The 16,784-nt window shown below is 69.2% G+C and carries 13 protein-coding genes and 3 pseudogenes; 11 read left to right on the top strand and 5 right to left on the bottom strand.

The features are described from left to right. Positions 1 to 948: 948 nt before the first annotated feature. On the bottom strand, positions 949 to 1,311 hold the full coding sequence (locus PX52LOC_RS40560; protein ID WP_168219029.1) for a hypothetical protein: 363 nt from the start codon (positions 1,309 to 1,311) through the stop codon (positions 949 to 951). A 48-nt stretch (positions 1,312 to 1,359) separates the two neighbouring features. Between PX52LOC_RS40560 and tnpB the strand changes: the two are divergent. The 4 genes and pseudogenes from tnpB to PX52LOC_RS43900 form a co-directional block, all read left to right on the top strand. Next, positions 1,360 to 1,575: pseudogene (gene tnpB / locus PX52LOC_RS16015) on the top strand (IS66 family insertion sequence element accessory protein TnpB); the annotation flags it as partial. 22 nt (positions 1,576 to 1,597) lie between these two features. Next, positions 1,598 to 2,701, top strand: a complete 1,104-nt coding sequence (locus PX52LOC_RS43325) for an IS66 family transposase (protein ID WP_149111057.1) — start codon at positions 1,598 to 1,600, stop codon at positions 2,699 to 2,701. Continuing rightward, positions 2,629 to 2,817, top strand: a pseudogene (locus PX52LOC_RS43905) (IS66 family transposase); the annotation flags it as partial. The gene PX52LOC_RS43325 and the pseudogene PX52LOC_RS43905, both read left to right, overlap by 73 nt. Before the next feature lie 163 nt (positions 2,818 to 2,980). Next, positions 2,981 to 3,025: pseudogene (locus tag PX52LOC_RS43900) on the top strand (hypothetical protein); the annotation flags it as partial. Between the two features lie 405 nt (positions 3,026 to 3,430). Here the strand turns inward: PX52LOC_RS43900 and PX52LOC_RS40550 are convergent. Next, on the bottom strand, positions 3,431 to 4,207 hold the full coding sequence (locus tag PX52LOC_RS40550) for a hypothetical protein (RefSeq protein WP_168219028.1): 777 nt from the start codon (positions 4,205 to 4,207) through the stop codon (positions 3,431 to 3,433). Positions 4,208 to 4,581: 374 nt separating this feature from the next. Between PX52LOC_RS40550 and PX52LOC_RS15995 the strand changes: the two genes are divergently transcribed. The 7 genes from PX52LOC_RS15995 to PX52LOC_RS43890 all read left to right on the top strand — a co-directional run bounded on the left by PX52LOC_RS15995 (position 4,582) and on the right by PX52LOC_RS43890 (position 14,011). Then, positions 4,582 to 5,312 (top strand): IS5 family transposase gene (locus PX52LOC_RS15995; protein ID WP_149110034.1). Its coding sequence is split into 2 segments (ribosomal slippage): positions 4,582 to 4,875 and positions 4,878 to 5,312, totalling 729 coding nucleotides; the frame shifts between segments, so codons are not numbered across the junction. A 198-nt stretch (positions 5,313 to 5,510) separates the two neighbouring features. Further along, positions 5,511 to 5,750, top strand: coding sequence for a hypothetical protein (locus PX52LOC_RS15990; protein ID WP_149111055.1), 240 nt, complete (start codon positions 5,511 to 5,513; stop codon positions 5,748 to 5,750). 283 nt (positions 5,751 to 6,033) lie between these two features. Next, positions 6,034 to 8,799, top strand: a complete 2,766-nt coding sequence (locus PX52LOC_RS15985; RefSeq protein WP_246173738.1) for a LamG-like jellyroll fold domain-containing protein — start codon at positions 6,034 to 6,036, stop codon at positions 8,797 to 8,799. Position 8,800: 1 nt separating this feature from the next. Next, positions 8,801 to 9,010, top strand: coding sequence for a DUF2924 domain-containing protein (locus tag PX52LOC_RS15980; protein WP_315853323.1), 210 nt, complete (start codon positions 8,801 to 8,803; stop codon positions 9,008 to 9,010). Positions 9,011 to 9,134: 124 nt separating this feature from the next. Then, positions 9,135 to 12,752, top strand: a complete 3,618-nt coding sequence (locus tag PX52LOC_RS15975) for a PVC-type heme-binding CxxCH protein (RefSeq protein WP_168219027.1) — start codon at positions 9,135 to 9,137, stop codon at positions 12,750 to 12,752. 451 nt (positions 12,753 to 13,203) lie between these two features. Beyond that, positions 13,204 to 13,635, top strand: coding sequence for an IS5 family transposase (locus PX52LOC_RS43895; protein ID WP_390635390.1), 432 nt, complete (start codon positions 13,204 to 13,206; stop codon positions 13,633 to 13,635). Beyond that, positions 13,616 to 14,011, top strand: a complete 396-nt coding sequence (locus tag PX52LOC_RS43890; RefSeq protein WP_390635688.1) for an IS5 family transposase — start codon at positions 13,616 to 13,618, stop codon at positions 14,009 to 14,011. Before PX52LOC_RS43895 ends, PX52LOC_RS43890 begins: the two co-directional genes overlap by 20 nt. 271 nt (positions 14,012 to 14,282) lie before the next feature. On the opposite strand, the gene PX52LOC_RS15965 is transcribed toward PX52LOC_RS43890, so the two are convergent. From PX52LOC_RS15965 to PX52LOC_RS15960, 3 genes are all read right to left on the bottom strand, one after another. Next, the gene (locus tag PX52LOC_RS15965; RefSeq protein WP_149109721.1) at positions 14,283 to 15,311 is read right to left on the bottom strand and encodes an IS110 family RNA-guided transposase; all 1,029 of its coding nucleotides are present in this window, start codon (positions 15,309 to 15,311) and stop codon (positions 14,283 to 14,285) included. Between the two features lie 91 nt (positions 15,312 to 15,402). Continuing rightward, entirely contained in the window at positions 15,403 to 15,561 is a 159-nt protein-coding gene (locus PX52LOC_RS40545) for a hypothetical protein (protein WP_168219026.1), read from the bottom strand. Next, complete coding sequence (locus tag PX52LOC_RS15960; protein ID WP_149111051.1) at positions 15,558 to 16,718, bottom strand: IS701 family transposase; 1,161 nt, start codon at positions 16,716 to 16,718, stop codon at positions 15,558 to 15,560. Before PX52LOC_RS15960 ends, PX52LOC_RS40545 begins: the two co-directional genes overlap by 4 nt. Positions 16,719 to 16,784: the final 66 nt, after the last annotated feature.

Here is a 16,784-nt window from a genome sequence, read left to right as displayed (position 1 = left end):
GTACCCGTGGATCGTGGGCAGACCGGGGGCGGTGACGGTCGGGTGGCCGACCTGGACCTGCGTGGAGTCGGTGGGCGGGTCGTCGGGCATCGGGCGGCTCCTCGGGTGATGAGATCGTACTCGAAGCCGTGCCGAACGCCAGTTCCGGCTTCCGTACGCAAGGCTTTAACGTGACCGTTTGAACGGCCCGATCATCGCCACTGCCCGGGACCTCGTCCGTGGGTCGGCTGGCAAGGGACCCAGCCCGGTCCGGCATCACCCCCGTCGCGGTTCTGATCCGGGCCTCGCCGCCCGATTTTAGAATTCTTGCCACTTTCCCCGTACCGCTTCGTCCCCGTTTTGCGAAGTAGATAGGTAGGTGCCCTTCTGTGCGCGAAGACACGGCTCGCTTACGCCGGGCCGCTCGCCAAGACTCGGTCTTCCGGCCTGAAAGGGTCGGTTCTGTCAGCCCAGGCTGTCAGGCCTGGGTAAGGGATGACAGGCGATTTCGGCCCTGAAGGGGCCGTTACGAGTCCTGGGTCAAGACGGTCGGCGGCAACCTCAACGTGGCCAGCGTCCTCGGCCTGCTCGCGAACCGGGGCACGTTCTGGCACACCCAACAGCCGGCGGCCGACGACTGGCCGGCGTTCCTGCACGCTTGGTGGACCGCCCACGGGGGCCGGCGTTCTCGTCGTGTGGGGCGGGATTGCCCGCGAGGTCACCTACGACCCGGCCCACGGGCCCGCCGGCATTGCCCCCAGGCGGGCCGCACGAGATAATCCGCGGTCCCGCGTTCGACTGTGAAGCGTAGGCATGTCGCGACTGCGGCGGGTGAGAAAGTTCGAGGCGGCACGGGGGCGGTTGGCCCCGCCGCCGGCGTGGCCGGGCGTCGTGTTCGTCCTCAAGGCCACCCCTCGACCGGCCGGCGGGCCGATGGGTCTACCCGGATGGGGCGTCGGAAGTCCTCGTCTACGACTCGGCCGGGCCGAAGCCCGACTTCCGATTCCCCGGCAACCCCCACGTCCTCGGCGGGGAGATCGACCCGTTCGCCCGCGACCCCGAAATCCGGACGGCGTGCCGGTTCGTCCCGGCCGACGGGTGACCGGTGCTCGCGGATGCATTCGTGGCCGGCGGAGGGGACGGTGGACATTCCATCCCCCGGAGGGTATCGCCGTGTCCCAACCGCCGCCGAAGCTCTTCGACCAACTCCGCCACGCCCTCCGGGTGCGGCACTCCGCCATCCGCACTGACGACGCCGACCACGACGGGTGCCGCCGGTTCGTCCACTCTACGACAGTGGAACCGGCCGACTTGGCCGAGGGAACGTGGCATCGAAGGTCTTGACTCGGTGATTCGTGGTTTTCTTAGAACCGCAAGGGGAACCGGCTCAAGGTGCTGGCGTGGGCCGGGGACGGGTTCGCCCTGTACCTCCGCCGACTGGAGCGGGGGACGTTCGCCTTCCCGGCCGCCGGCGGCGTCGGAGTCGTCGTCACCCCGGCCCAACTGGCCATGATCCTCGGCGGCCTCGATCCGGCGGCCGCGCGGTCCCGCAAGCGGTACGCCCGGCCCGACCCGGCGAATCCGAGAACCGTCTGACCGGGTCGCGCGTACCCCCGGCATGACGCCGCGGGAAGTCGAACTCGACCGGGAGAATGCCCATCTGCGGGCGACCGTCGCCGAATTGCACGCCGTCGTCGCCGACCTGCGACGCACGATCGAGGGGCAACAGGCCCACATCGACCGCCTCGTCAAGATGGCGTTCGGCCGGACCTCCGAGCGGGTCGTCGGCCCGACCCTGTTCGACGCCGGGCCCCCGCCCGGCGTCGAGGCCGGCGTGTCGCGGTTGCCCCGGCCGTCGGACCCGCCTTCGAACCCGCCCCGCGGCCGCGGGCACGGTCGCCGTCCCGTCGCCACCGACCTGCCCGTCGAGCGGGTGGGGATCGACCTGTCCGAGGCCGCGCAGGCGTGCCCGTGCGGCGGCGAGATGCGGGTCCGGGTCGGCCTCGGCGGGCCGGCCCGGCGGTACGACGACCGCCCGGCGTCCGTGTTCGTTCGGGGAACGGTTCGGGTCAGTTTCGCCGGCCCGGGGTGCGAGCGGGCCGGCCACGACCCGCGGTTCGCCCGCCCGCCACTCCCGTCCGAGCCGATCCCCCGCTCGTCGGTCGCGGCCGGACTGCTCGCCCACGTCGCCGTGTCCGAGTTCGTCGGTCACCTGCCGCTCCACCGCCTCGAACACATCCTCGCCCGGCACGGGCTGGTCGCGCCGCGGTCCACCCTGTGCGACTGGGTCCGCGGGTGCGCGGCCGCCCTCGAACCCGTCTACCGGGCGATGGTCGCCCGCGTGAAGCGGTCGTACGCCATCCACGCCGACGAGACACCCGTGACGCTCTTGCGGCCCCGGCGGACGGCCTACGCTTGGGCGTACCTCGGAGACGCCGCCGTCCCGTTCATCGTGTCCGACCTCACCCCCGGCCGGTCCCAAGAGTTCCCGGCGCGGTTCCGCGCCGGGTTCACCGGGTTCGTCCAGGCCGATGCGTACGCCGGGTACGACTCCGTCCACCGGGGCATGCGACACGTCGGCGGCTGGGGATGCACGCCCGCCGCGGGTTCCACGACGCAAGGGGCAATGACCCGCGGGCCGCGGAGGCGATCGCCGTCGCCCGCACGCTCTACGACGTCGAGCGGCGGATCGGCGAGGCGGGCCTGCGGGGCGAGGCGGTGACGGCGTACCGCCGGGACCACGCCCGACCGGTCCTCGACCGCTTCGCGACGTGGCTGGCCGAGCAGAAGCGCGTGGCCCGGCCGTCGGGCCTGTTCGGCCAGGCCGTGACGTCCGCCGTCAACCAGTGGCCGACGCTGGTGCGGTACGTGGACGATCATCACCTTGCCATCGACAACGGGCCCGGCCGAGCGGGCCATCCGCCCGCTGGCCGTCGGGCGAAGGAATTGGCTGTTCGTCGGCGGCGACAACGGCCTGTCATCCGCGGCCGTCCTGCTCACCGTGGTGGCGAGCGCCAAGCGGCACGGGCACGACCCGTGGGCCTACCTCCGCGACCTGCTGACCCATCTCCCGACCCGACCGCCCGACGCCGCGACGTGGCCGACCTCCTCCCGGACCGCTGGCGACCGTCGTAGTCCGACCGGTGCCGACCCCGCACGCACGCCGACAGACCAACTCGCCGGACGCTTTCGCACTACCGAGGATGCGGGCAGTACACGATACCCGCCCCGGGTCGAACGGGACGCGGTCCTGGATCTTGTCGTTACTCGTGCGACGGGAAATTTCGCACCGCCGAAGTCGCCATCTTCCCAAGCGGTGACCCTTCCGATCTCGGCGGGCAAGGTACCAGGCCGGCGGGATCGTTTCGGATGCGAGGCGGTCGTTGCCAACCGCCCTCCGGAACGATCCCGCCGGCCGTCGCTTTTTGTGTGGGCAGTCACGGCCCACCCGTCAGTCCGTGCTGCGGTCGAACCCGACCCGCTTCTCGCCGCTCATCCACCAGAACTTGTGGTTGCCGGCGGTCAACTTGTACGTCCGGCCGGAGTCGCCCAAGGTGATCGTTGGCAGCTTGCCGTTCACCTCGTAGGACGTGCCCGTGAACGTCCTGCCCGCGTCCAGGGTGTAACTCTTGCCGCTCGGCTGCATGTCGAACCGCACCGCCCGGCCGGCGTCGTTCCGGATGGTGTACCGCACCTCCTTCTTGACGTCCTTGTTGCCGGCCGCGGCCCCGCCGTTCGGGTCGTACCCTTCCGGGGCGTACACCGTGAACGAGTACAGAAGGACACCGCTCGCCTTGCTCTTCCGGACCCCGGTCAACTTGTTGTAATCGGACGAGTGGGTGAACGTGCCCGGCTTGAACCCCTTCTCCTGCACGGTCACCACCAGCCCCCGCCGGTTCCCCTTGAACAGCTCTTCCTTCTTGTCTTCCGTGCTGAAGCTGATGGTGCCCTTTAGCAGGTCACCAGGCTTGCCGGACAGGGTCTTCTTTACGTCCGCCTTCGAGAACTGCTCGAACGCCTCGATGTTGGCCATGCCGTCGATGGACGCGTTGACGGCCGCCAAGGCCAGCACCCGCCCCTCCGCCTCCCCGTCGATCTTGCTCGGCCGGCCGACGCTCCCCCCGTACTCCCCACGGCACTCCATTAAGACCCGCCGCTTGTCCGCCGCCCAGCTGTCCGTCGCCACGAACAGTGCCACCAAGCCGGCCGCCCAAATGCTTGTCTTCATCGCCTCTCCCTCCAGGGTGTTGAGTCTCGCGGGGCGAGGAAGTCCCGCCCCGACATCCAGAGAAGCGTGAGCCGCGGGGCAATTCGGACGGGGACAGCGCGAAAAATTTCTGCGGCTGAACCGGGTGCATCGGCGCGAAGTGGCTGCATTGATCGGCGGTCCCTGGCATCGCTAGCCCCTTTCCACGGGCAGACGTCGTAGCCTTTCCTCCAGCAGGCGGCCGCGCGGATCGCCGGCTTACCCACCGGACGCCCTCAGTAACACGGTCGCCTCTATGGTTGGCCCTTGACCCTCCACGGCAGCAGGATTAGGTTGTGTGGACAGTAGTGGCGGTCGGTCGCATAACGGCCTCGACTCCCTCGGAGGCGGCTGGCATGCGACGGCATGAACTCTCGGACGCAGACTGGGCGGCGGTGCGGCCGCTGCTCCCGGCCCGCGGGGACCACCGGGCGTTCGTCAACGCCGTCCTGTACGTCCTGCGGACCGGCGTCCCGTGGCGGGACCTGCCACCGCGGTTCGGCAACTGGAACTCGGTCTGGCGGCGGTTCCGGCGGTGGTCGGCGGCCGGCGTGTGGGGGCGAGTGCTCGAGGCCGTCCGCGACCCGGACGTGTCCACCCTCATCCTCGACTCGACCGTCGTCCGGGCCCACCCGCACGCCGCCGGGGCGGAAAAAAAGCGGGCGGCCAGGCCGTCGGCCGCAGCCCCGGCGGGTTCGGCACCAAGGTCCACGCGGCCGTGACCGGCCGCGGCCACCCGGTCGCCCTGTTGCTCACGCCCGGCCAAGCCGGGGACGGGCCGCGGGCGGCCGCCCTGCTGGCCGGCCACCGGCCACGGGTGGTCATCGCCGATCGCGGGTACGACAGCGACGCCCTCCGTCGGCTGGTCCGCCGGCTGCGGGCCAAGGCCGTCATCCGCCCGCTCGGGTGCCGCCGCCGGCGGGTGCGGTACGACCGCCGGGTGTATCGCACCCGCAACGTCGTCGAGCGGTTCTGGGCCCGGGTCAAGCAGTGCCGGCGGGTGGCCACCCGGTACGACAAGCTCGACCAGTGCTACCTCGGGTTCGTACACTTGGCCTCCGCCCTGGATGTCCTGAGGCACCCGTGACTGTCCACACGACCTAGCCTGGCGAACAGGGCCAAGCGGCGGAGAGCGTCGTCGGGTGCGGTTGGTGGCGCGGGGAGTACGTCATGTTCATGATCAACGACGGAGGTAACGTGTTTATTGGGGGGACCCTGGCCGAATTACGGTGGATGGGCCGCCAAGTGTCTGCCCTGGTCAGGGGAGAATGCACTCGATAAGTTGGTGATCCGTCGGGAGGGTCCGGGCCTGCGAGCGTACGCCGCCCAGGGTCGCCAGCAGGTGATTCAAAGAGGACGTTACGAACTGAGCCGGTTGGCCGAAGAGTTCAACTACCCGGAAGACATCCTCCGCGGAGTGCATAGCCACCTGCACGTTCTCATGGACGATTGGGCCAAAGACTCCGACACCATTACACTCGTTCAGACCGAATCACCCGCTGCAACCGCCCCAGCGGGCGTGTAGATTTTCCCAATTGCGTAGAGTCTCGAGTCCTCATCGTTGCTGAGGTTGTTCGTTCGGTGGTGTGAATCGTTTACATTGTCTGGCCGGGATCTTTGGCCTCTACCTATACTGACAGAGTTAGGCGTCCACGCGTGCTGATGTGACTCGTCAACCACTGTTCACCGCTCAGCAGGAAGCCAGTTGACCAACCCGACGCAATATCCTCTCGTAGCCGATCAGCCTAACCTCGGCCGTCAGCCTTTTCTTGCTCGCGCACTGCACGAAGCCTGGCGAAGAGTTGCTTGTGCCGCAACATGAACTTCAGCCTCGGGGCGTCGGTCCAGAAGAGCCGGCTCAACTCGTCCAGACACTTCTCCCGTCGCTCGGAAAGGGCGGCGTACTGTTCGATGCGCACGTCGCGGGCAACGCCCGCCAGGAAATCAAGCTCCACTGGGGCAAGCCCGACGCGACGGGCGAGTCCGACGGCCGGGCGGTGTTCAGCGCCACGAACGGCCACCTCAGCGTCTGGCACATGGCCGACGCGGTCCGAGACGAGGTCGGCACGCTCGAATCGAAGGACACCGGCACGACCCCGGTCACGTGCGTCGTCGGCCGTGCCCGGCGGTTCCCCGGCCAGAAGGGCGTCTTCGGCGGCGACCGTATCGAGGGCTACCCCGTCGGGGCCGCGGCGCACACGACGGAGGCGTGGTTCCGGGCCGAGAGGCCGAACGGCACCGTCATCGGCTGGGGGAACGAGCAGGGGCAGGGCAAGGTGGTTATGCAATACCGCAGCCCGCCGCACGTGCGGATGGATTGCTACTTCTCGGGCGGCGACGTCGCCGGGACGCGGCCGATCCCGCTCGGCGCGTGGACGCACGTCGTCCACACCTACGAGAAGGGCGAGTCCCGGGTGTACGTCAACGGCGCCCTCGACGGCATGTCGAAGACGGCATCGGCCCCGCTGAACGTCCGCACGCCGGCCCGGTTGTTCCTCGGCGGGTGGTACCACAACTACGATTTCGTCGGCGACATCGACGAGGTTCGCGTCTCGAACGTCGCGCGGTCCGCCGAATGGGTACGCCTCCAGTACGAGAACCAGAAAGCGGCGCAGACGCTCGTCGGCCCGGTGGTGCAAGCCGGCGACACCTTCTCGGTGTCCGACCGGGCCGTGTCCGTCGCCGAGGGGAAGAGCGTGACGCTCGCGGCGAAGGCCGGCGGCGCGCAGAAGGTGTACTGGATCGTGACGCGGGACGGCAAGGACACAGTCGCCGCGACGGACCGCTTCACGTTCACCGTGGACGCCGGTCGCTTGGCCGTGGACGCGACGTTCTCGGTGACGTTCAAGGCCGTCTACCCGACCGAGGTGAAGAGTGAGACCGTCGCCGTCACGGTACGAGAGGCGATCCCGGAGCCGGCGTTCACCCTGGCAAGCCCGGCGGGATGGGATGGCCGCTCGCCCCTCGAACTCGTCCCCCGGATTTCCAACGCCGACGCGATGCGAGCCGCCGGTGCCGACAAGCTGAGCTACGCCTGGGACGTGTCGGGCGTCGCCGTGGTGAAGGACCTCGGATCGGGCAAACTCGTCCTCCGTCGATCGCAGAACAGCGGCCGCATGACTGTGCGGGTTGCCGTTGACACCGGCGGCCCGCCGACGGTGCGGACGGTGACGATCCCGGTGCAGGAGCCGGCGACGGACCCGTGGATCGCCCGAACCCCGGGCAAGGACGAGAAGCCCGAGGAGGGCCAGTTCTACCCGCGGGACGACCGGGGCGAGGGCACCCTGCACTACAACGGGACGCTCCCCGCGGCCGCCGATTCGGTGTTCCTCCGGGTGTACGCGGACGGCCGACTGATCGACACCGTCACGCAGCGACCGACGGCCGAGAGGGGGTACGCGTTCACGGCGAAGCTGAAACCGGGCCTCGTCAAGTACAAGGTCGAGTTCGGCACGAAGGCCGGCGACGCCACGACGACGCTCGACACAGTTGCGAACCTTGTGTGCGGCGACGCCTACGTGATCGACGGCCAGTCGAACGCCGAGTCGACCGACGTGGGGAAGGACGACCCGCCGTTCACGAGCGAATGGATTCGCAGCTTCGGGCACATGACGGGCGACCCGGTCGCCGCCCGCAAGGGCGGGTGGGGCAACGCGGTCATCCGCGACCGCAAGGGCGGGCAGTTCCAGATCGGCTACTGGGGGATGGAACTGGCGCGGCGGCTGGTCGAGGGCCAAAAGGTGCCCGTCTGCATCGTCAACGGGGCGGTCGGCGGTTCGCGGATCGACGCGCACCAGCGGAACCCCGCCGACCCGACCGACGCGAAGACCATCTACGGCCGCCTCCTCGGGCGGGTGCGACAGGCCAAGTTGACGCACGGAATCCGCGCCGTGTTCTGGCACCAAGGGGAGAACGACCAGGGGGCCGACGGCCCGACCGGCGGGTACGGGTACGAGACGTACCAGCAAGACTTCGTCGATCTGGCGGCCGGTTGGAAGACCGACTACCCGAACGTGCAGCACTACTACGCCTTCCAGATTTGGCCGCGGGCGTGCGCGATGGGCGTCAAGGGATCGGACAACCGGCTGCGGGAGGTGCAGCGAAACTTGCCGAAGCTGTTCTCCCGCCTGGACGTGATGTCCACGGTCGGCATCGTGCCGGCGGGCGGCTGCCACTTCCCGCCCGCCGGATACGCAGCGTTCGCCCGTCTGATCGGCCCGCTCGTCGAACGCGACCACTACGGGAAGGCCCCCACGGCATCGATCACCGCGCCGAACCTAGTGCGGGCGTACTTCTCGACCGCCGAGACGGACGTCATCGTCCTGGAGTTCGACCAGCCGGTGATCTGGGAGAACAAGCTCGCCGACCAGTTCCACCTGTCGAACGGGCGGGGCAAGGTGACGTCCGGCGCGTCGGTCGGGAACCGGCTGACGTTGAAGCTGACCGCACCTACGGCCTCGACCGCGATCACCTACCTCGACAGTGCCGCCTGGAGCCCGGGCAAACTCCTCCGGGGCGAGAACGGCATCGCGGCCCTAACATTCTGCGACGTGCCGATTTCGCCGGCGCCATGACATCGAGCCGCACGGGGCGGCCCTGTCGCGGCTGACGGTGAAGGAGTTGCAGATGCGGTACGCCGACCCGTTTGGCGAGACGACGGCGGCCCGGAATAAGGCGTGGCTGGTGAAACGCATCGACTGGAAGGTGCAGGCGGCCGCCCCTCGCGGGCTGTCCGTCCATGTTCTGAACCAGACTTCCTGGAGCCTATTCTCCCTACAATACTGATCCCCGTTACCTCGCGTCACCCGACACCCCCCACACCGGTAGAATGGTCTACCCCGATCGCCCGGCTGCCGGTTACCCTGGATTCCTTCCCGCCGCCTTTCCACCTTTCGGAGTACCAGTCACCATGCGCTACCTCTCCATCGCGTTCGTGGCTATCCTCGCCTCGTTCTCACCCGCCGCTCCGCCCCCCCCGCCGGACTTCAGCCAGCCTCAATCGCCTGCCAAGCCCGCTCCCTTCCCCATCAAATACGTCGATCAGGGTCAGTACGACCCCCGGCTCCGCGGCTACCAGACGCCCGAAGGCTTCAAGCTCGAAATCGTCTCCACCGAGCCGACCGTCGTGAACCCGGTCGGCATGACCTTCGCGCCGGACGGCCGGTTGTTCGTCCTGGAGTGGAAAGAAGACCCGTACAACCTCACCCGCTGGTTCGAGTTCAAGGAGACGTTCCACTATCGCGACGGCACGACCCGGCAAGTTGCCACCATGAAGAAGTGGATCGGCGACCCGCTGAAGGAACTGACGCTCAACGGCGCGACCGGCCAGTACGATGCCGCGAAGGTGATCGTCATGGATGAGCTCCCGTCCACGGTCCTTTACCACGACGGCTGGATGTACCTGACCGGCCGCGGCACCGTCCGCCGGTACAAGCAGTCGAAGCCGGGCGGTCTGTGGGACGTCAAGGAGACCATCGCCCAGGGCTTCTGCGGCTACCACCACCACCAGGTGTCCGGCCTGACGATCGGCAACGACGGCAAGCTGTACATCACCAGCGGCGACGACGACAACGTGGTAGAAGGCTCCGACGGCTCACGGGCCACCGTCCTGCGAACCGGTGCGGTGTTCCGCTGCAACCCCGACGGCTCGCAGATGGAGGTTTTCTCCCTCGGCTACCGCAACCCGTACCGCGACGTCGCCCAGGACGAGGCGTTCAATCTCTTCCACGCCGACAACGACAACGAGGACGGCAGCCGCTTCACGGGCTGTCGCATCATGCACGTCGCTGAGGAGAGCGACTACGGCTGGCGGTTGAAGATCGGCGCCCGCTGCTGCCAGTCGGATAACACCCGCGGGGCGGTCGCCGGCGAACTGCCCGGTAAGCTGCCGCCGATGACGAAGACCGGCCGCGGGTCGCCGGCCGGCTTGCTGATTTACAACGACACCCGCCTGCCGAAGCAGTACCGCGGCCTGATGTACTACCCGGACGTGTTCCGCAAGTTGGTGCGGGCGTACCAGGTGAAGCCGGTCGGCTCGACGTTCGAGATTTCCGGCGAGTTCGAGTTCCTGAAGACCGACGACCCGCTGTTCCGCCCGTGCCAGATGGTGACAGGACCGGACGGGGCCATCTACGTGTGCGACTGGCGAACCGACTCCGGCGGGGCCGGCAAGCTCTGGGGCGACGGCAAGAACGGCCGCATCTACCGCCTGCGGTGGGTCGGCACGAAGGATCAACCGGAGCTGCCCCTTCGCGGCATGGACTCGTGGGCCAATCTGCAAAAGGCGAGCGACGCCGATCTCGTCAATAAGCTCGCGGCCGCCGACTTCTCGGATCGCCTGATCGCCCGCGACGAGTTGATCCGCCGCGGACCGGCGTCCCGACCACTGGTCCTGAAGGCGTTCGATTCTCTGCCACCGGCCGGGCGACTGCCGGCGATGGGCGTGCTGCAATCGCTGTGGACGGCCGAAGTCGAGGCCCTCTTCACGCGACTCGTCGCCGACGAATCGACCGACGTCCGTCGCGTTGCGGTGGAGGCTCTCGGCCTCCGCGGATCGGCGGCGGCGAAGGCCGTTCTGCAGCGCGCCGTGCGAGATCCGCAACCCGCCGTCCGCCGGGCGGCCGTGCTGGCCCTGCCGCGGGTGGCGGGAGCGACGGCCGTGGACGCCGTCCTTACGGCCTGGAAGGCCGACGACGGCAAGGACGTCTTCCTGGCGGACGCCTACCTGCGTGCTCTCGAGCGCACCGGTAAGCCCGGCATCGACGCTCTGGCGAAGGCCGCTGACGCCGGAGACCCGGCCTTGCGGGACCGCGTCGTCACCGCCTTCACCGCACTCCGGACGAAGCCGGCCGCCGACGCCTTGGAGAAGCTCGTCGCCGCACCGACCTTCACGCCGGGCCAACGGGCGGCCCTCATCCGGTCCTACTCGAACTACCTGTTCGAGCCGATGCCCTCACTCCAACCCCTGGCGGAATCCCTGGCCGCCGACCCGGCCACACCGCTGGCCGTGCGGATGGCGGCCGTGGACGTTTTGGCCGGCGACAATCACCTCGGCGGGGCGGCGGGCACCAAGCTCGTCTTCGGCCTGCTCGACTCGGACGACGCCGACGCCCGCATCACGGCGATTCAGGCTGTCGAATTGGTCCGACTGAAAGAAACGACGCCGAAGCTCCTGGCCATCGCCGCGGACGTGAAGCGGTCGGTCGCCGAGCGGTCGGCGGCGGTGCGGGCCGTCCGCGTGACTGGTGACGCCTCGGCGGCGTCGGTCATTCGCACCGTCCTGCACGCCCCTCACGAGTCGGTCGCGTTCCGGGCCGAAGCCCTGCGGACGCTGAACGCCCTCGACAAGAAGCAGGCCACGGCCATCGCCGAAGAGTTGCTGAACCAGTCGGAGCCGACATTGCTGGCCGAGGCGGTCGCCGTCCTCGGCAACTCGAAGGACGGGGCCAAGCTGCTCGGCGAGCAGTACGTGGCCAAGAAGCTGCCGGCCGAGTTGTGGCCGCGGGTGTCCGAAGCCCTCCGCAAGTTTGCGTCCGACCCGGCCATCGCCAAGTTGAATTCCGAGGTGAAGAAGGGCGGCCTGCGGCTGTCGATGTCGCCGGACGACCTGGCCAAAATCCGCGAGACGGTGCTGGTGAAGGGGGACGCCGGCCGCGGCCGTGAACTGTTCCTGAACGCCTCGAAGTTGGCTTGCGTGACGTGCCACCACCTCGAAGGCTTCGGCGGACAGGTCGGCCCGGACCTGACCCGCGTGTGGGACACGCAGACGGTGGACAAGCTGCTCGAATCGCTCGCCCAGCCGAGCAAGGAAATCAAGGAGGGCTACCAGGCGTACCGCATCGACACCGTGGACGGGCAGGTTTTCACGGGCTTGAAAGTCAGCGAGACGCCGAAGGAGGTCGTCCTCCGCGAGGCGTCCGGCCGCGACGTCCGCGTGAAGCGGGAGGACGTGGACAAGCTTGCCCCGTCGAAGTCGTCGCTGATGCCGGACGACGCCGTCTCGCAACTGACCTACGAGGAGTTCATCGACCTGCTCGCCTTCCTCAAGAGCCGCGACGCCCAGGAGTCGCTCCGCGGTACCGTCCTGGAATACGCCGTCACGACCGGCTACGACCCGGACATGAAGAAAACCTACCCGCTCGAAATGAACCCCGACCCCCTGACCAAGCCGCTCGGCGGTGACCCGTGGCAGCTCAAGCACGTCGAGCCGGCCGGCCTCCTGTCGCTCAAGCCGACCTCGGCGGCGAAGCCGGCGTCGAGCTACGCCCTCGTCTATGTCTACTCCCCGCGGCTTCAGAAGGCGGTGGCCGTCGTCCGCACCAACGAGGCAGTGCGGGTGTGGGTCGGCAAGGACATCGTGATGGAACAGCCCGCACGTACGGGGCCGATCGGGGAGGCGAAAGTGCCCGTCGAACTGCCGAAAGGCTGGTCGCCGGTCCTGGTGAAAGTCGGCTCCGCCGGGCCGCTGCACCAACTCGGAATGCGGTTCTTGGGAGACGGCATCCGCACCGCGGCGAAGCCGGAGTAAGGTACGGCTACCACGACGCGGGTGGCCAGGGAGACATCCGAATGACGGCCTGGCTCCGGCAACGGGCCAAGGCCGTGTTCGGCATGCTGTTCGCGATCTGCGACGCCATGGCCGAGCGGAACGATATCGCGTCGGACTGTTCCCCAAGGGAGCAATGATGACGATCAACGGCATTTCCCAAATCTCGGCCGATTCCTTATCGCCGTCTTTATCGAGCGGCAGAGAGCCGGCAGCCTTGGGAGGACGGCGGAAGTGGAAGTGCGGCGCAATGAGATCTGGCTGACAATCAGTGGCCTGGTCGCCGCCGTCGGATTGGACGACCTGATGGCCCCCTCGCCGCGGTTCTGCCCGGCGAGGGGCCCAACGCGGCGGCTGAAGTCAGGCCCTAGGCTGTGTCTGAAAAGCGGTTGGTGGGGCGTAGAATGCGTGGCCCTCCCACCGGACGACCGCCATGCAGACGCCGCGCTACGCCCTGACCGATGCCCAGTGGGCCGCCCTCGGCCCGCTCCTGCCGCCGGCCAAGCCCGGCGGGCGGCCGCCGTCCGACCCGCGGCGACTGATCGACGCCATGCTCTGGGTGCTGCACACCGGGGCCCCGTGGCGGGACTTGCCCGACCGGCACGGGCCGTGGCAGACGGCGTACCACCGATTCAACGCGTACCGCCAGGACGGCATCTGGGACCGGGTGGTCGAGCACCTGCAGCGGCACGCCGACCTGGACCACGGGCAATGGAACGTCGACGGAACGGTGGTGCGGGCCGCCCGGCCGGCCGCCGGGGCGAAAAAAAAAGGCGGTGGCCGGCGAGCCGGCCGATCACGCCCTGGGCCGCAGCCGAGGCGGGTGGGGGACCAAGGTGCACTTGGTGTGCGACCGGGCCGGTAACCCGCTGGCCGCGGTGCTGACCGGCGGCCAGGAGCCAGAGGTCGTGCACCTGGCCGCCGCCCTGGCGGCCGTCCCGAAGGGCCTCGGGCCGCCGAAGGCCCTGGCCGGGGACAAGGGGTACTCGGCCAACCGGGTGCGGGCGACGTTGCTCGCCGCTGGCATCGAGGACGTGATCGCCCGCCGCAAGGACGAGTTGGCCCGATTGCCAGCACCGCCGGCGTTCGACACGGGCAAGTACAAGCGGCGGAACGTCATCGAGCGGCTGAACGGGTGGTTGAAGGAGCGGCGGCGGGTGGCCACCCGGTACGAGAAGTTGGCCGTCAACTTCCGGGCCATGATCCAACTCGCCTTCGCCCTGTGGTACCTGACACCGTAGCTTTTCAGACACAGCCTAGTCCTTCGATGAACGCCGGCCGATTGTCAACAGCAAGCGAGTCGATTCGTTCAAGCCACCGCGTGCAGCCCAGTCTTCGATCCGAGCATCCGGGGTGAACCCGTAGCCCAAGTGGGTCGGTTCCGAGCGGGTGACGACTGCCCCAACTACAGTCGAGTGGCCGACGGGTCGGCAACCCAGGACTAGACCGAGCGCGTCGTCACACCGCGGGCTCGCAGTGGTTCTCCTCTTCTCCTCGCCAGCTCTTGGCTCGTTACGCCGCCGCCTTCACCGGCTGCACCTGATGGAACAGCCACCGCACCCACCGGTTGGCGACGGCCGCGGCCACCACGCTCCCCGGCTTGCCCCGGCCCTTCATGTCGGCCGCCAGTTTCTTCCACCGGGCGTCGTACCGCACCAGCCGGTGGGCGGCCTCGATGAGCACGACCCGCAGCTGCGGGTTGCCGGCCTTGATCAGCCCGGCGTCGGCCTGCTTCTGGCCGCTCGACGCGTTCCGCGGCGACAGCCCGCAGAACCGGGCCGCCTGCTTGCCCGTCCGGAACCGGTCGAACCGCCCGATCTCGGCCCGGATGGTGGCCGCCGTGACCAGGCCGATCCCCTTCATCGTCAGCAGATTCACGACCAGGGCATCCTCGGCGGTGACCTGGGCCAGGCGTTGCTCGGCCGCCTTGACGTCGCCGGCCAGGGCCTTCAGGCGGCCCAGGTGCCGGTCCATCACCCACCGCGTCTGCTCGCTCAGGGCGGCGTCGCGGGTCAGCCACGTCAGCCACGCCACCGTCCACGGGTTCACGCCCTCGGGGGCGGCTACCCGGTTGTCGCGGAGCAGGGCCCCGATCCGCAGCTTGACGTTCCGCCGCTCGCCGACGAGCTGCTGGCGGTACCGGACGAGCCGTCGCAGTTCGCGGACCTCGGCCGGGGCGTGCCACACCTTGGGCAGGTACCCGACCCGCTCCAGGTCGGCGAGCATCTTGGCGTCCGAGTAGTCCGTCTTGTCCGGGTTGCCCTTCATGCGGGCCACATACCCGGGGTGGGCCAGGTCGACCAGCCACCCGGCTTTGGTCACCAGTTCCTCGGCCAGATCGGCCGACCCGCTGCACGCCTCGATGGCCGCCCGCACGTCGGTGCCGAACCGGGCGACGGCGTCGCGGATGGCCCGCCAGTCGTTCGCGCAACTCTGGTTGAGCAACACGCGGCCGCCGCGGTCCAGGGCGCACACCTGGACGGACAGGGTGTGGTAGTCCAGGCCCACGAAAACGGGGCCGGTCGTCGTTGCCGCGGGCATGGCTGGTCCTCGAAGGTGTGGTCCTGTTGATGGTGACCACACCCACCCTCTCCGGCAACCAGCGTTCATCCCCATCTACAGTCGTAGTTGTTCAATCGGGCGGTTTGGCCTCACGCTTCTTGTAATGGCAGTCGCGGGCGCGATGTTGGTGCCGTCGTCGCCACACCGACCATGCCAGCACCTGTTTCGCCAACGGGGCGAACGCCCACACCAACCGGGCGAGCAACTTCCGCACCTCGGGGACGCTCACCCGGATTCGCCCCGCGCCCCCTTTTCCCGCCGCGGGGCCGGCACTCGCGAGCGGATCACGGCCACCACCGCCAGGGCGAACAGGCTGAGCGTCGCGTGCCGATGCCAGCCCCCCCACGACCGCACCTCGTATTCGCCGAACCCACATTCCCCCTTGCTCAACTCCAGACATTCCTCCACCCGCCACCGAGTCCCGGCCACTCGGACCAGCTCGGCCGGTGGTGTCGCCGCCGGGCCGCGGGCGAAGAAGTACGCCCGCTCGCCCGGCCGCTCCCGGTGTCGTCGCACCACCAGCCACAACGGCCACCCCCGCTCGCCAGTGGGGCCGAACGCCTCCGCCGCCCAGTCGTACTCCCGCGGCCCCTTGCTCCCGTCCCCGGCACTGGCCCGCCGCCACGCGCCCGCCGCGAGCGCGTCGGCGACCGCCCCGACCGTGGAGCGGAACCGCCCGTCGAACAGCGGCTGGTTCGACGGCACGGCCAGCAGGTACGGCGGCCCCGCCTCCTCAAGGAATCGCCGGAATTTCCCGCCGTGGCCGTACACCGTGTCGCCCGCCACCCACGCCGCCCGCACCCCCAGCCGCCGCGCACGCCGGATCATCCGCTCGGCCCGCTGCGGCTTCGTCGCGAACCCCACGCCCTCGGGCACACCGGCGGCGTCACATCGCTCGCGGTCGCCGGCCCACTCCTTCGGCAGGTACGGTGCCCGGTCGAGGAAGGCGTGCCCCTTCGGGCCAGCGTAAGCCCGGAACACGCCCACCTGGGCGTTCTCGATCCGGCCCGCCGTGCCGGTGTACTGGCGGGCCACCCCGCACGACTTCGTTCCCTTCTTGACGAACCCGGTCTCGTCCACGATCCGCACCCCACCGCGATCGCCGAGGTGCTCGTGGACGTACCCGGCCAGGTCGTCCCGGGCCGCGCCCGCGTCCCCGTCGGCGCGGGTGAGCCGGTGTTGCACCCCGTCGGGCGTCGCCTCGCCCAGGTACTCGGCCAGCTGCCACCCGTTCTTCCGCTCGGCGTCGGTGAGCAACCCGCGCAGGTAGGCGGCCGCTCGCTGACGGGGTTCGCTGCGGGCGAAGTGCCGGCCGATCCGCTCGCCCACCGCCCCCACCTCGGCGGCCCACTTCTTCACGACACGCTGAGTCGGCTGTCCGGACATGGCCCACCCTCGCCCTAACTCCTTTGGCGTGGCTATCATGTCAACTACGACTGTAGATGGGGATGA

Origin of the sequence: Limnoglobus roseus (genome assembly GCF_008254045.1) — a bacterium.
In the GTDB taxonomy this organism is placed as follows: domain Bacteria; phylum Planctomycetota; class Planctomycetia; order Gemmatales; family Gemmataceae; genus Limnoglobus; species Limnoglobus roseus.
Note: the sequence above shows the minus strand (reverse complement) of the source record. Positions and strands in the feature narration are given on the sequence as shown.